Raw genomic sequence first — 14,059 nt, 5'->3', positions numbered from 1 at the left:
ACGAAGGCGAAGCTGGGATGATGGATATGTGGGTAAAGTTGAGTGCAAATATGAATGTGCCAAAGGGTTAATAAAGCCTTACTTAAGATACAACCGCCATTTATCGCGCATGGGGATTAAGCGAGTAACGCACAAACTAGCATACGCAACCCGTCATCCCGCACTTGATGCGGGATCTACTTGAATACACTGTCATACCAGCAGGTGGACCATGAAGTGTGCGTCGCTTGGCAGTATATGACTCAGGCACAGAGCCGGATAAGGCAACAAAGTGGCACTGATGCGACCTGATCTCGCAAAAGTGCCTCTTGTGCTGCAATTAAACCAGTTTGGCTTTGCCAGCCTTCACGGTAAAGCGCTTGCCAATGTGTGACTGATCATTCTTAAAGCCGACGAACGGCACATGGTGCCAGCTGGCGTTTAGTTCATCCTGAGTGATGTCCAGGGTCACAAAGCCGCGGTTGGCCAGGTCGATATAACGGATATGAGGATTCTCCGGGATCAGGATTTTACCAACATCGCCTACCAACTGTTGCAGGCCCGGCACCGGAATTGATGGTGACGTGACCGACGAGGTGACGATTTCTACTGCAATGGCTCCTTCGTGGGTAAAGCGGTTGTATTCGTGCCAGTCATAGGGGTTTTTACAGATGTTCGCGGCCCATGACGAGTGTACATCACCGGTTAAGAACACCACGTTATCTATCTGGTTTTGTTCAATAAAATCAAGGAGACGATGGCGCGCAGCCGGGTAACCGTCCCAGGCATCGCCATTAACGGGTTTGCCCAGCATCTGAATTTGCATCATCTGCACCTGCTGGCCCAGCAGTTTCCATTGTACGCCGTTTTGTTTGGCCTCAAACAGGTTGTCGTACAGCCATTGTTCCTGCGCGTAGCCCAGTAAAGTGCGTGATTCATCCAGGCGCGCCGGATCTTTGATCTCAACTTGCTGATCGCGGCCGATCAAACGGGTGTCGAGCATATTCAGATCCAGCAAAGATCCAAACTGGAAGCGGCGATAAGATCGCTCCCGGTTGTTGTCACTCGGCTCACGGATCGGCATCCACTCATAATAGGCTTTAATGGCCGCAGCCTTACGGGTTTGCCAGTCGCCCTCGCCGTCATTGTGGTTCTCTGCCCCGCCCGACCAGGTGTCGTTGGTAAATTCGTGGTCATCCCAGATACAGATCATCGGATGGGTCTGATGCAGGGTTTGCAGATCTTCGTCGGTTTTATAGCAGGCATGACGCACCCGGTAGTCGTCCAGTGTCACCATTTCGTGAGCTGGTTGCACTTTACGGTTCCACAAGAACGGATTGCGGTAGACATCTTTATTACCGTATTCGTACAGGTAGTCTCCCAGGTGTAGCACGGCATCCAGGTCGTCAATTTCCGCGATACGGGCATACACATTAAAGTAGCCATAGCTAAAGTGCGAGCACGACGTCATGGCCAGCTTAACCTGGCTAACATCATAGGCTGGCAGAGTTTTGGTACGCCCTGTCGGCGAGGTGATGGGCTTATCCAGCTCATCGATGATAAAGCGATAATAATAGCGGGTATCGGGGGCAAGCCCCATTGCATCTACCTTAACGGTGAAGTCGCGTTGTCCATCGGTTATCTCATACCCCTCTGTCACCAGCACAGAAAACTGCGGATCTTCCGATACCTGCCAGAGCACTTTAACACTGAGCGTGGCCATATCAACCCGCTCCTGCACCTCGGGTGGAATGGTAATGCGGGTCCATAAGATGACCCGATCATCTAACGGGTCGCCACTGGCAACACCATGGCTGAATGGGCTTTGAGAAAAGGTACAGCCACTCAACCCCAGAGTGAGGGGAACGGTGGACAGCATCATACTGGTTTTAAAGAATTCGCGACGGGATAGGCTCATAAGTAAATACTCTAATTATCATTTTTGGGCGGTATTTAAACGCGTTTATGTTAATTTTATATAACAAAATTATTACATTGAACACGCTTTGCGGCCAAACTAGCCGCTTTGATTTAAAACTGACGCGATAATGGCTATAACTAAAGGAATCAGGTCAGTGAATAAGCAGGTGAGAGTGATTAGTATCAGGTTGTATCTCAGAGTGTGTTGCTTTTTTGTTTTGGGGATGTTTTTTGGGTCGCAGGCTCATGCCCAGCAGCCGTGTGTCGGCGAGGTAAAAATTGGTGTCGTGGCAGACTGGCCGCCACTGACGGCCGTTGATGAGCACGGTGCTTATGGGCTGGATGTCGAGATTGCCCGCAAGGTGTTTGCCGAGCTGAATATCTGTCCGCGCTTTTTGCGTCTGCCCACGTCTGCCCGTAGTTTAGATCAACTGGGTAAAGGAACCGTCGATGTCTTGCTGATGGTTAGCTACGTGCAGGAACGTGCCGAGTTAGGAGTATTTTCTGCCCCCTACCGGTGGGAAAAAATGCGCCTCTTTTCTCTTCGCCAGCCACGTATGGCCATAGATTTAAAAGCGTTGTTGCGTCTGGGGTACCGGATAGGTTTAAGTATTGGCTCTTACTATGGCGAAGAGCTTAAAAACCTCGCTGAAAGCCCCAACTTTGGGCATTTGCTGGTCGGGATCTCTGGCAGCACTCAGCGCGTGGAGATGCTGGCTAAAAAGCGTGTCGACTTTATTATTGAAGACGAGATACTTGGCCGGTTTATGGCGCGTAAACTCGGCATAAAGAACGTCTATATATGGGACTATCCGGTCCACAACAATCAGGTGCACTTTCTATTGCGTAAGGGGTTGTTTGATGCGGCACAACTGGCACGTTTTAATGGGGTAATAGAAAGATTGCGCCCAGATATCGACAAACTGGTGGAGCGCTACACTCACCATAATGTACCTCGCTGAACTAACTGAAACAGGCGGTAATATAATTACCGCTTTAATGTGGTCTACACTAAGGGAGCCAATGGAGCCGCAATAAAGGAAAAAACAATGCGCAAACACATTCTCCCTTTGTTTGTTTTACTCTCTGGGTGTATGGGCACTGCAGACAGTGCCGCCAATAACCCGCAAGTCTACGCCGCTTATACTATGCTGGCACCCACGCAAAAAGGTGGCGTGCAAATCTATGCCAGAGCGATAGTCGATGGTGCACACATCACAGATCAGCAATGCCCACAATTGCTGCTCTCAGGTGGTGAAGCGATAAAAACTCAGGCCAGACGGTTAAATCCGGATCCAAATAATTTTCCGGTGACGGTTTGTGAGGCTGTGATCAGCCCGAATACTCAGTATCGCTTGTCTTATGGTGGCATTGAACTGGCGCCAGTTACCCTGGCACCTGAGCAAATTCAGGTGTTTGGTGATTCGGGTTGTAAAAGCTCTGTGTGCGCAGGCGTAAGTGCAGCGCAGCCCTTTGCACAGCTGGCGGATCTGGGAGCACAGCAAACCAAGCAGCTGATCCTGCATATGGGCGATTTCAACTACCGCGGCACGTCGGGCAGTATCAGCAAAGACATTTATGCTTATGATGCGGGAGATGGTGGCTATGGTGGGCCGTCCTGTGGATTAACTGAAACCTATTACTCGCAAAATGCCACTGGCAGTCCAAAACCTGATACCTGGCAGAGCTGGCAGGCCGACTTATTTGCACCGGCTAAGTCTTTGCTGGCCAGCGCCCCCTGGGTGTTTGCCCGAGGCAATCATGAACTATGCAGCCGCGCAGGCCCAGGCTGGTTTTATTTTCTGGGACCAGGGTCAGACTTACCCGACGGTATTGCACAGCAGTCTTGCCCTTATCAGGGGGAGTTCAGCCAGCCGCCCAGCGAGGCAAGTGAGCATATTGTGATGATAGACCCCTATCTGCTTGAGCTGGACTCACTGGCGTTGTGGGTGATGGATTCGGCCAATGCCTGCGATTCTCGCTCGCCACAAACCCTTACGCGCCAGTATCGCGACCAGTATTCGCAATTACAACACCTCGCGTCGCGGGTCAAAACCCCGTTATGGATGATGACGCACAGACCGCTGTGGGGACAAAGCGGGCCGGTTGGCACACCCTCGATTACGGATATGCTGCAAACAGCATTGAAAACCACCCTGTCACAGCAGTTGCCGCCCGAGGTCAGCTTGTCCCTGTCGGGGCATATGCATATTTACCAGTCACTGGCTTTTGGTAAGGATAGCGGTCGTCCGCCTCAGTTGGTGGTGGGGAACAGTGGCGTCAGCCTGAGTTCAACCGGTGCTAACAGTGGGTTTAGTACTCAGATTGATGGTAAACGCGCGCAGGGCAATACTCAGGGAGAATTTGGTTACATCACGATTCAGCTGGAAAAAGACAATCAATGGCAGGGGCAGTTTTACAACACTCAGGGTCAGGTTTTCCTTGAGTGCGGCAGCAAGCAGGCTGAGCAAGGTAAAGCCCTTTGTCAGATTGCACGCTAAGACAACAGGTCGCCACCGAATGAAAGCGTGGCGACAATCCCCTTGTTTGGGTTGATGTGATCCAATGTGGTGATCACTGATCATGTCTGCTCAATTAAGCCCGCTCTGGTGCCAGGTTGACCGGGTCTAGCATGATACGCCTGTTATTTAGATGAAAAAACAGCCTCTACGTTAGTGCTGTTGGTGCTAAAAATTGGATGGTTACTTAGAGAAATTCACCCACAGCCAGCCATCAGCGCCGTTAAAGTGCAGAGTGTGGACTGTGTCATGTGTTTTGAAGTTGACCATGTTGACCTGTTCTGACCAGACGTCTCTGAGCGCGTCATGACGCATTTGCAGGCGATTCAGTACATCGGGCATGGGAGCACGCTGGGTGACCCAGAAAAACTGACCATCAATGCTACCGCTGTATAAGGTAAGTGGTATAGTTTTACCGGTTTCATCTTTCAGCTTCACGGTATCATGGACATACTCAGCAAAGCGGGCTCTGTCTGATGCGTTTTGAAATAGGTCAGCCTCTTCACCAAACAGTTTCTCAACGGCATGCTCGGTGTCGTGCAGATAAAATCGATGCATGAGCTCGAGCTGCTCACTACCGGGGTCAATCAGCACTGTTGTCATAGCGGCTTTTATCTGGTGCGCTGCTGCGGTGTTTGCCCAAATTAACGCCAGTGCGGCGATCAGCCGATCTTTCATGTGGTCCCCCTTGGTTGCTTTCGGGTTCTATCATAACGCGAATTGGCACTGATTATTGTTATTTTACTGCTGACCTTGTTATCCAGATTAAAATAATCAGTGCGTAGTGAGCGCATTTGTTTTTTTCATTGTTTGCACTGGTTAAGAGTGTGATGCACCTGTGCCCCGGTATTGGCGACTGTATAGGGCCTGCATTCTTGGTATGTAAAAGTGACATGGCTTGTGTGTCAAAATGACAATAAATTTCCGTGCCAAGTCCCCATTTTGCAAATTTATTGTCTCTATTTTACAAATAAATTAAAAAAGCCAAATTCAACGGTTGAAATCGGAACTAAATTCCCAGTAAAATCGCGGACTTTTCAATCGGCGAGTAAAACTGGCGTTGGTTTTGCTCTGTACTAAGTACCCGTTTAGCTTAAAATGTGGTGAGCAGTATGGATTTCTACATACTAAAGAAACATGAGAAACTCGTTGCCATACCGGCGGACGAACAGAACTGTAAAGAGTATCTAGAGAACGGCTATTTTTACGTTGATAAAGTGGCCGCGTGTAACGAAAAATCGGCACTGAAACGATTACATGGCAAACAAAGCCGTTATCTCAGAGCACTTTGGTTACTGGTGATACCTGTCGTGATTTACGCCTGGCGTCAACTCAGCCATTAACCTCTTCGCCTAAGCAGTGTATATTAACCGTCATTAAGGTTAAGGAACGCTGCATGAAGGTTTTACACACATCCGACTGGCATCTGGGTCAACAGTTTTATGAGCACAGCCGTCACGCTGAACATCAGTTTTTTCTCGACTGGCTGTGCGACACACTCACCTCTCATCAAATCAATGTTTTAATTGTCAGTGGCGACATCTATCACAGTGCTACGCCCTCTGCTTTGGCTGAGCAGCAACTGTATACGTTCATAAAACGTGCAAAAATGAACAACCCTGGCCTGCATATTGTGATCACGGCAGGCAATCATGATTCTGCTAATAGAATAGAAACAGCCAAGCCGTTACTGAGCCAGTTTGATACCCATGTGGTGGGTCGCTTTGATAAGCATAACCCTCAGGATGTGGTTAAAATACTTGTAACCGAAAAGGGCACGTTGCAGGTGGTGGCTATGCCTTTTTTGCGTAGTGCCGACCTGGACAGTCAACCTGACGACCCGCTGGCGTATCAGCAAGGCGTCGAGCGTGCTTATCATGCTGCATATCAAAGCCTGGATGAACAGCTCCCGGTTCTGGCTATGGGCCATTTGCATGCTAAAGGGGGCAGCATTTCAGGTGACTCTGAGCGCAACATCACGATAGGTGGATTCGATGCCATTACCGCAGCGGTGTTTGGTGAGCGCCCTGATTATGTAGCGCTGGGACATTTGCATAAAGCACAAAAAGTCGCAGGCAGTGAATCCATTCGATACTGTGGGACGCCCTTACCCATGTCATTTTCCGAGCGCAACTATCGGCATCAGGTGTTGCTGGTGGAGTTTTCCGACAATGCCTTCTGTGGTGTAAAGCCCCTTGACGTTCCCCGCCTAAAGCCGGTTATTTTGCTCCCTGAACGTGGCGGCGCTACGTTGGATGAATTGCTTGAGTTACTGAGTGATTTGGACCTCTCTGACTATCAAGACAAGCCTGAAGCGACGCCTTACCTGAGGCTGCGACTCAATGCCAGTGACACGGATAGCCAGTTCCGCGTTAAGATTGAGCAGGCGCTGACTGATAAACGTGTCCACTTTTGTGGTATTGAGCGGATCAGTACAACACAACAATCTTCAGACTCGCCTTACTTCGAAGACTTGGGTCAGGTAGAGAAACTGGAGCCTATGCGTCTATTGGAGTTGGCGTATGAGGCACAAATTGACAATGAGCAACCGGTTCCCGATGCGTTGCAAAATTGCCTGATGCAGGTGCTGGCCAATGTACAGGAGCAGGAAGCATGAAATTATTAGGGATCCAAGTACAGAATCTGGCATCGCTGGCGGATGCTGAAATCGATTTTACTCAACCCCCGCTCAAAGATACTGGCCTGTTTGCCATCACGGGAGACACTGGCGCAGGTAAAAGCACCCTGCTGGATGCCATTTGCCTGGCGCTCTATGGTAAGACAGCGCGCTTAAAAGCAGATGCCAAAAACAAAGTGCTACTCAATGGCGATGAGCTTAAGCTCAATGATCCGCGTAATCTATTGCGCCGTGGTTGTGTCAGTGCCCTGGCTGAAGTGACTTTTTGTGGTCAGGATGGTGAGCAATACCGTGCCAGCTGGCGTGTCAGCCGTGCTCGCAATAAGCTCAACGGGCGAGTGAAAGAGGCTGAACATCAGGTTGTACGAGTAAATGATGACACCATACTTGCCACCAAAACCACTGAAGCCAAACAGCTGCTGGAGCAACTACTGGGATTGAACTTTGAGCAGTTTTCCCGGGCAGTTTTACTTGCACAGCATGAATTTGCCGCCTTTTTAAAAGCGAACAGTGATGAGCGGGCACAGCTGCTGGAGACCCTGACCGGAACGGCCAAGTTCAGTGTCATAGGTAAGGCGATTTTTGAACATCATAAAGCCAAACAGGACGCGCTGGAGCAGCGTAAACAGGCGCTGAATCACGTAACGCTACTCAGTGATGAGGTGCTTGCTGAGCACCAGGCCAAAGCTGCCGGATTGACGACATCTATTGCGGATGCCCGACAGGAAGAAAAAAACCTTGAGCAAGGGGTTACCTGGTATCAAACCTGCGAAAAGCTGACTCAACAGTGTCATCAGGCCGAGCAGGAGCAGGTACAGTATCAGCAGCGTCTGGCGGAGCAACAGGATGACTACAATAAAGCCAGGCGTGCGCAGTCGGTAGAAGTGATTGCGGACAACCGGACTCAGGCCAGAGAAATTGCCGCCCGGTTAACACAGTTAGATGTGGATATCAGTACACTGCAACAGCAAGATTACACCCCGCAGATCCGCTCTGCACAGAGTGCCCAGCAAGATGCTCAGACGCGGCTTACACAGGCGAAACAACAGTTACAGGCAGCTGCGCCTGCCCTGCATGCATTGCGTGAGCTAGATCAACAGCGCGAAGCCAACAAACAGCTGCTGGCACAGAGCACTGCGGCGCTCAATGAACTGCAAGCGCAGTACGATACCTTGACTCAACGCGGTGAAAAATTAAGTACGCAACTGAAGACTGACCGACAGGAAATGACGCAATTACAGCTTCGCTGTGAAGCCGAACCTGAGCTTACCCATTTGAGTGCGCATTGGTCGCAGGCCAGTAATGCGTTGACGCACTGGCAGAGCTGTCAGCAGCAACGCCTTAAACTGATGGCTGAACAACAGCAAACTCAGGTCAGTGTTGATAAAGACAGAGCGGCACAGCAAGGGCTAAAACCCAAACTGGCTGAGTTAAAGCAACAACTGACAGATGTTCAGGCCAGCCTGAGTGCCACTCAATCTGAGCTAAGCGGACTCGATTATGAGACGTTGCAATTTCAGCGGACTCAATTATTACAGGCGCAACAAAGTCAGCAACAGCGCAAAGAACTGGAGCAGGAACAGGGGGAACACCGTGTTCATATTGACCGCCTGAGGCACCAGCATCATAGTCTGCAGCAGCAGCTCAAAGATACAGAGCAGCAGGACGAACTGACCAGACAACGCGTGTTACTGACCCAGGAGAATCTCCAGCAGGTGCGCTTTCGGGCCAGTGACAGTGTCAGCAGCTTAAGAGCTCAGCTGGTTGCTGGTCAGGAATGTATGGTATGTGGCTCTACAGAGCATCCCTATGGTGTGGATCATATCGACAGTCACTGGCAGACACTGATAGCCGATTTTGAATCGCAATATCAGGCCGCAGAAAAGGCCCGTGAGCAGACACAGCAGCGGTATCATGACTTGGTAGGCCAGGCTGAAAAGTGCAATGGTCAGCTACAGGCCGCGCTTCAGCATGAAGCGCAACTCAGCAGAAAGCTCGCTCAGGTTGCAGATATTTTAGCGCAACTGCCAGCAGAGTTGCGTGATACAGGCGACCCTCAGACATATCTGGCCCGGCTGGACCAAAAGTTACACACCTATAGTCAGCTGAGCAAGAAACAGCAACAGCTATGGCAACAACAACAGATATGCCAGCGAGAATTACAGCAACAGGAAGAACAGCTGCGATTGTTGCAAAACCAGATCGAACGCGCCGAGCAGTCGCTGGCTTATGCGCAGAGCAGGCTGACAGACATTCAAACTGAACAGCACGATGCCTTAGCAGAGGTAAAACAGTTATATCCAGTGTCGCTATGGTGGCAGCAGTTTGAACAAGCACCTGATGATGCTATAGCAACGCTGGCTGAGCAGGTGCAACAGCGGCTGCGCCAGCAAGCATTACTGGCAGAGCTACAACAAAAAGTCAGTAACGATGAACAACAAGCGAAGCTACTAGAGCAACAGCGTGATGATAAACAGGGGCAACTCGAAAAAGCGGTGCGCTCAGGTCAGCAACTGGCTGAGCAGGGTGATGCTCTGACGCGTGAGCGTACTGCGATACAACCTCTTGAGATCAGTGCAGACAACTGGCACCAGTCATTGCTGGACGCGCAGCAAAGCGCTGAAGCGGCGCTCAATCAGGCTACACAACATGCAGCCGAGTTGCGTCAGGCACAGGAATCTCAGGCACTGACACTGGCACACAAACAACAGTCGCAACAACAGCAGCACGAAGCGCTCGAAAAAATTCAGGCACGTTATCAAACTTGGTTTACTGAGGTAAAAGCGCAATTTGAGACACTGACTGAGGACGAAGTCGAGGCACTGCTGCAATGGGATAAAACGCAGTGGCAAACCCTGTTGCATACGTATGAAGAGCTGCATAAGGCCTTTCAGAGTGCTCAAAGCAAGCATGCGCACCTGAATGAAGAGCTTCTGCTACTGCGCGCTCACCCCGCAACTGAGCAAAGTCTGGAGCAGCTTAATGCAAGGCTGGCACAGTTGCAGCAGGAACGAGACGAAAGCCAGGCCCAGCTGGTCAGCGTTAATACCTTGCTAAAACAGCACGAAGATAATAAAACGTATCTGGCCGAACAGTATGAGCAACTTCAGGCTCAGCAAGCTGAGTATGAACACTGGCATTTGCTAAATCGCTTGCTCGGCGATGCCACGGGTAAAACCATGCGTAATCTGGCTCAGGCGCAGACGCTGCGGATCTTATTGCAGTATGCAAACCACCATCTTTGCAGCCTGAGTAATCGCTATCGTCTGACGGTGATAGGTCAGTCTCTGGAGATTGCCATTATTGATCGGGATATGGCTGATGAACAGCGCAGTGTAAACACGCTCTCCGGTGGGGAGTCGTTTTTAGTGTCACTGGCACTGGCGCTGGGCCTGGCTTCCCTGTCATCAAATCAGGTTCAGATCAATTCATTGTTTATCGATGAAGGGTTTGGCACTTTGGATCCACACACCCTCAGTGTGGCGCTGGATGCGCTCGATGCTTTGCAGTCGCAGGGACGTAAAGTGGGTGTGATCTCCCATGTGGCCGAAATGACCGAACGAGTTGCGACACAGATCAAAGTACAAAAACAGGCCGGCGGTTATTCGTCAGTCACCATCAGCGAACGATAAGGAGACCTCATGCCCAGTTTTACACAGGATGAAGCAACTCATTACGACAGTCGTATTGAGCGCCTGGTGCCAGGCTATCAGCTGCTACATGAGCTGGTTCAGGCACAGTTACAGACAGTATTACCCGAGCAGGCTGAGATCCTGATTGTGGGCGCCGGGACCGGAAAAGAAGTACTGCAGCTGGCAGAGAGTAATCCGAGCTGGACATTCATTGTCCAGGATGTATCTGACGATATGCTGGCCATCGCAGATCAAAATTTTACTAACTGCGGATTGTCATCACGTGTGACCATACATTCGGGGCCGCTGGTGCCAGGCCAGTATCAGGCTGATGTTGCACTGTGTCTGCTGGTGATGCATTTTGTGGCAGACGATGGTGGTAAGCTGGCACTACTGGAATCGATTCATAGTAACCTCAAGCCGGGAAAACAGCTGTTACTGGCGGATCTGATGAGGTCCGAGACCCAGTTCGAACGCGAGTCTCAGCTGAAACACTGCCGCGCGATGGGCCTGACTCACATCGGCGAAGAACGTATGCGTCATAACCTGGAGCACGAATTTTACCCACTCGATAGGATCAGGTTGGCTGAGTTGCTGGATGAAAGCGGTTTTTCTTCCGCTCATATGTTCTTTAAAGCACTAGGATTCAGTGGCTTAAGCTGTGTCAGACAATAACTCTGGCATGCTCCGTCAGGATCAGCTCTGCCAGCTTTGAGAGCTTAATATTACTAAGCTGGCGATAATCCAAATACGGGCAGATCAGTAACTTATTAACGGGGTCGATGGCAAATTCCTCATCTATCCAGTGCAAAGAGTTAGTAAAAATATGATCTCGGAATAAGGCTTTTGCATAAGTGCGCCCCGCTATGATGTGCCAGTCATAGCGATTGGCAGCCAAATCTGGCACAGAAAACAGTAAAGCCTCCTGACATCCCTGCTGTAACAGCCGTTTATCCCGATACTTTTGCCAGCTTGGATAGTGTTTTGGTTGGTTAGTAAAATCGTGATCTGGGTGGCTGAGTTCTGCTATAAACTTGGCATACACATTAAACACTTTGCGCCAGCCATTACCACATTGCTGGTTGATGTAGTCGATTTCCCCTGCCTGTAAGGCTATGACTTTATTTAATTTTTGAAACTCAGAAAGTACTGGCGGATGTTCGATGTAAATGGCCAGTAACCCCTGCTCTGCGCCAAATCCGTAAGTTGGTAAATTCATGATCTCACTAAAAGGTGTTTGCTAATCTCTGAGTATTATATCTGTTTTTGTTCTGCTCTTTCGAGTTATCAGCTGTAAACCCCCTTTACACTGAGCTTTCGCTCTAACTTTCCAGTGTGTCTTTTCTTTGACTCATAACTGACTGAAAACCTTAATATTTAAGCAATGTATCTGTAACCGGTTCGGCTCAACCTATTGTGCGCTTTATAACAATAACTGTAGCAATCGTAGCAACTAACTCGGAGTAACTAATGAAGCGCATAGCATATTCGTTGATCGCCGCTGCCGTCACAGTGGCATTATCCGCCTGTGATGGTGATGATGGTAAACAAGGCCCTCAGGGCGAGCAAGGTGTTCAGGGTGAGCAAGGTGTTCAGGGAGAGCAAGGCACTAACGGTACTAATGGCACGAACGGCACTGATGGTGTTGCAGGTAAAGATGGTCAAAACAGTGGTTCAGGCCTGATCCGTATCGCCACTGTGCCAGCAGGCGCCGAAGTCACAGGTTTGTTCCTGACTGAGCAAGGTGATTTGTTCTTCAATGTGCAACACCCAAGCGATGCGAACACATCGGAAGATGGAAATGGACGTCCATACAATGGCGGTACTGTGGGCGTATTAACCGGTGTTAATTTCAACGAGTTGCCACGTAATATAGTGAGCTCACCTGTTCCAGTGACAGAGTTTGAGATGCAAACGGTTGTAACTGCGATTGGTCAATATCAGATCCTGGGTCAGACCGGTGATGTGTATGCCGACCTGGGTGAAAAAGGCCTGGCGGGTGGTTTAGGTGTGCACTATGGTATCACTTCAGGTGACAAAATCCTTGAAAACGACAATCCGGATTTCAATGGTTTTGTTCCAAGTGCTGACGAAGAAAATACAGGTTATTTGTTTACTAACTGGGAAGCTTACCCCGGTGGTATGAGCCGCCTTAAAATGAGCAAGAGCGACGCAGGTACATGGAACATTGAAGAAGCCATGATGCTGGACTTTGATGCAGTTAAAGGCACCGCAGCAAACTGTTTTGGTTCTGTATCTCCCTGGGGCACGCCGCTGACGTCTGAAGAATGGATCGTACGATCTGACGTTGAAACTACTCAAAATCCAGAGTGGAATGATCCGGCCTTTATGAAAATCGACAGAATGAAAGAGCTGGTTGCACCTGAATTCCCTAATCCTTATCGCTACGGTTACATTGCAGAAGTGCAAAATCCGCTTTCTGATACGCCAGATATTGTGAAGCATTTTACCATTGGTCGTTACGAGCACGAAAACTCCGTCGTTATGCCTGACGAGCGCACTGTCTATTCTTCTCAGGATGATACCGGTGGCGTACTGTTTAAGTTCATTGCAGATCAACCTAAAGACCTAAGCTCAGGTACGCTTTATGGCGCGAAATTGACGCAGGACAAAGGCCTGAACGATCCGGCTGTGACTGGCTTTGATGTTACTTGGGTTGAAATTGCATCGGGCACCAATGCTGAAATTGAAGCCTGGATTGCTGAGTACGATGAAATCAGCACCGCAGATTTTGTTGAAGGTCAAACAAGTTATCTGTCTGTGGCTGACGTAAAAGCATGGGCAGACGGTGCCGAAACTTACCCAACGCTGGCGCAAGGTGGTGGTTTGGTTACTGCGGGTAAACCTATGGATAACCGTGCAGCATTCCTGGAGTCTCGCCAGGCGGCTAAGCAATTGGGTGCAACGGCTGAATGGCGCAAGCTGGAAGGGATCAGCATCAACTACGACCGTGTAGTCGAAGCAGTCACTGGTCAGGACAGGGTACCGGGCGAAGTGGTTGAGCAGGCTTACATGTATATCGGTGTTGCTGACATTGACGAGACGATGACTAATGGAAAGGGTGATATTCGGTTGTCTAATCGTGTTAAAGATTGTGGTGGTGTTTACCGTGCACACATCGATAACAACTATAATCTGACTCGCATTGAGCCGGTGGTAATGGGGGGGACATTCCGCTCCAGCCTGACTGGCGCGCAAGAGTGTGATGTCAATCAGCTTTCTCAGCCTGATAACGTGATTGTTATGCAGGACGGCCGCATCATCATTGGTGAAGACGGTATCCAGGAAAACAACACCCTGTGGTTGTACGATCCTAACGCTAAGTAATTGTAAGACTCGCGGTGCCTGTT

Annotated in this window: 11 protein-coding genes; 8 read left to right on the top strand and 3 right to left on the bottom strand. The window is 49.8% G+C overall.

The window, feature by feature from the left end:
- A partial coding sequence (locus CWB99_RS24410) for a hypothetical protein (protein ID WP_212748520.1) occupies nucleotides 1–184 on the top strand: 184 nt, incomplete at its 5' end.
- A gap of 135 nt (nucleotides 185–319) precedes the next feature.
- Here the strand turns inward: CWB99_RS24410 and CWB99_RS14335 are convergent.
- On the bottom strand, nucleotides 320–1,897 hold the full coding sequence (locus CWB99_RS14335; RefSeq protein ID WP_138552953.1) for an alkaline phosphatase D family protein: 1,578 nt from the start codon (nucleotides 1,895–1,897) through the stop codon (nucleotides 320–322).
- Between the two features lie 157 nt (nucleotides 1,898–2,054).
- On the opposite strand from CWB99_RS14335, the gene CWB99_RS14330 reads away from it, so the two are divergent.
- Both CWB99_RS14330 and CWB99_RS14325 read left to right on the top strand, forming a co-directional pair.
- Nucleotides 2,055–2,861: a substrate-binding periplasmic protein gene (locus tag CWB99_RS14330; RefSeq protein WP_171045349.1), complete on the top strand. Its 807-nt coding sequence runs from the start codon at nucleotides 2,055–2,057 to the stop codon at nucleotides 2,859–2,861.
- An 87-nt stretch (nucleotides 2,862–2,948) separates the two neighbouring features.
- Nucleotides 2,949–4,400 carry a metallophosphoesterase gene (locus tag CWB99_RS14325; RefSeq protein WP_138552955.1) on the top strand — a complete coding sequence of 484 codons (1,452 nt, stop codon included), beginning with the start codon at nucleotides 2,949–2,951 and terminating at the stop codon, nucleotides 4,398–4,400.
- A gap of 201 nt (nucleotides 4,401–4,601) precedes the next feature.
- Here CWB99_RS14325 and CWB99_RS14320 read toward each other — a convergent pair whose 3' ends face one another.
- A complete protein-coding gene (locus tag CWB99_RS14320; RefSeq protein ID WP_138552956.1) occupies nucleotides 4,602–5,096 on the bottom strand; it encodes a DUF6702 family protein in 495 nt (164 codons plus the stop codon).
- Nucleotides 5,097–5,530: 434 nt separating this feature from the next.
- Here CWB99_RS14320 and CWB99_RS14315 point away from each other — a divergent pair, with 434 nt between their 5' ends.
- From CWB99_RS14315 to CWB99_RS14300, 4 genes are read left to right on the top strand one after another with little or no spacing between them, the layout of a single operon-like run.
- The gene (locus CWB99_RS14315; protein WP_138552957.1) at nucleotides 5,531–5,761 is read left to right on the top strand and encodes a hypothetical protein; all 231 of its coding nucleotides are present in this window, start codon (nucleotides 5,531–5,533) and stop codon (nucleotides 5,759–5,761) included.
- 53 nt (nucleotides 5,762–5,814) lie between these two features.
- A complete protein-coding gene (locus CWB99_RS14310) occupies nucleotides 5,815–7,035 on the top strand; it encodes an exonuclease SbcCD subunit D (RefSeq protein ID WP_138552958.1) in 1,221 nt (406 codons plus the stop codon).
- The gene (locus CWB99_RS14305; protein WP_138552959.1) at nucleotides 7,032–10,688 is read left to right on the top strand and encodes an AAA family ATPase; all 3,657 of its coding nucleotides are present in this window, start codon (nucleotides 7,032–7,034) and stop codon (nucleotides 10,686–10,688) included. Before CWB99_RS14310 ends, CWB99_RS14305 begins: the two co-directional genes overlap by 4 nt.
- A 9-nt stretch (nucleotides 10,689–10,697) precedes the next feature.
- Nucleotides 10,698–11,363, top strand: a complete 666-nt coding sequence (locus tag CWB99_RS14300) for a class I SAM-dependent methyltransferase (protein WP_138552960.1) — start codon at nucleotides 10,698–10,700, stop codon at nucleotides 11,361–11,363.
- Here CWB99_RS14300 and CWB99_RS14295 read toward each other — a convergent pair.
- A complete protein-coding gene (locus CWB99_RS14295; RefSeq protein ID WP_138552961.1) occupies nucleotides 11,353–11,907 on the bottom strand; it encodes a DUF6942 family protein in 555 nt (184 codons plus the stop codon). The genes CWB99_RS14300 and CWB99_RS14295 overlap by 11 nt on opposite strands.
- A 251-nt stretch (nucleotides 11,908–12,158) precedes the next feature.
- On the opposite strand from CWB99_RS14295, the gene CWB99_RS14290 reads away from it, so the two are divergent.
- Nucleotides 12,159–14,036: an alkaline phosphatase PhoX gene (locus CWB99_RS14290; RefSeq protein ID WP_138552962.1), complete on the top strand. Its 1,878-nt coding sequence runs from the start codon at nucleotides 12,159–12,161 to the stop codon at nucleotides 14,034–14,036.
- The last annotated feature ends 23 nt before the right edge of the window (nucleotides 14,037–14,059 follow it).

Source organism: Pseudoalteromonas rubra (assembly GCF_005887095.1).
GTDB lineage: Bacteria > Pseudomonadota > Gammaproteobacteria > Enterobacterales > Alteromonadaceae > Pseudoalteromonas > Pseudoalteromonas rubra_E.
This window is presented reverse-complemented; position numbering and strand designations above follow the sequence as displayed.

Bases quoted from the DNA above. Each gene is read 5' to 3' on its own strand.
- CWB99_RS14335 (WP_138552953.1), bottom strand. From the start codon at position 1,897: ATGAGCCTATCCCGTCGCGAATTCTTTAAAACCAGTATGATGCTGTCC.
- CWB99_RS14325 (WP_138552955.1), top strand. From the start codon at position 2,949: ATGCGCAAACACATTCTCCCTTTGTTTGTTTTACTCTCTGGGTGTATG.
- CWB99_RS14320 (WP_138552956.1), bottom strand. From the start codon at position 5,096: ATGAAAGATCGGCTGATCGCCGCACTGGCGTTAATTTGGGCAAACACC.
- CWB99_RS14315 (WP_138552957.1), top strand. From the start codon at position 5,531: ATGGATTTCTACATACTAAAGAAACATGAGAAACTCGTTGCCATACCG.
- CWB99_RS14310 (WP_138552958.1), top strand. From the start codon at position 5,815: ATGAAGGTTTTACACACATCCGACTGGCATCTGGGTCAACAGTTTTAT.
- CWB99_RS14305 (WP_138552959.1), top strand. From the start codon at position 7,032: ATGAAATTATTAGGGATCCAAGTACAGAATCTGGCATCGCTGGCGGAT.
- CWB99_RS14300 (WP_138552960.1), top strand. From the start codon at position 10,698: ATGCCCAGTTTTACACAGGATGAAGCAACTCATTACGACAGTCGTATT.
- CWB99_RS14295 (WP_138552961.1), bottom strand. From the start codon at position 11,907: ATGAATTTACCAACTTACGGATTTGGCGCAGAGCAGGGGTTACTGGCC.
- CWB99_RS14290 (WP_138552962.1), top strand. From the start codon at position 12,159: ATGAAGCGCATAGCATATTCGTTGATCGCCGCTGCCGTCACAGTGGCA.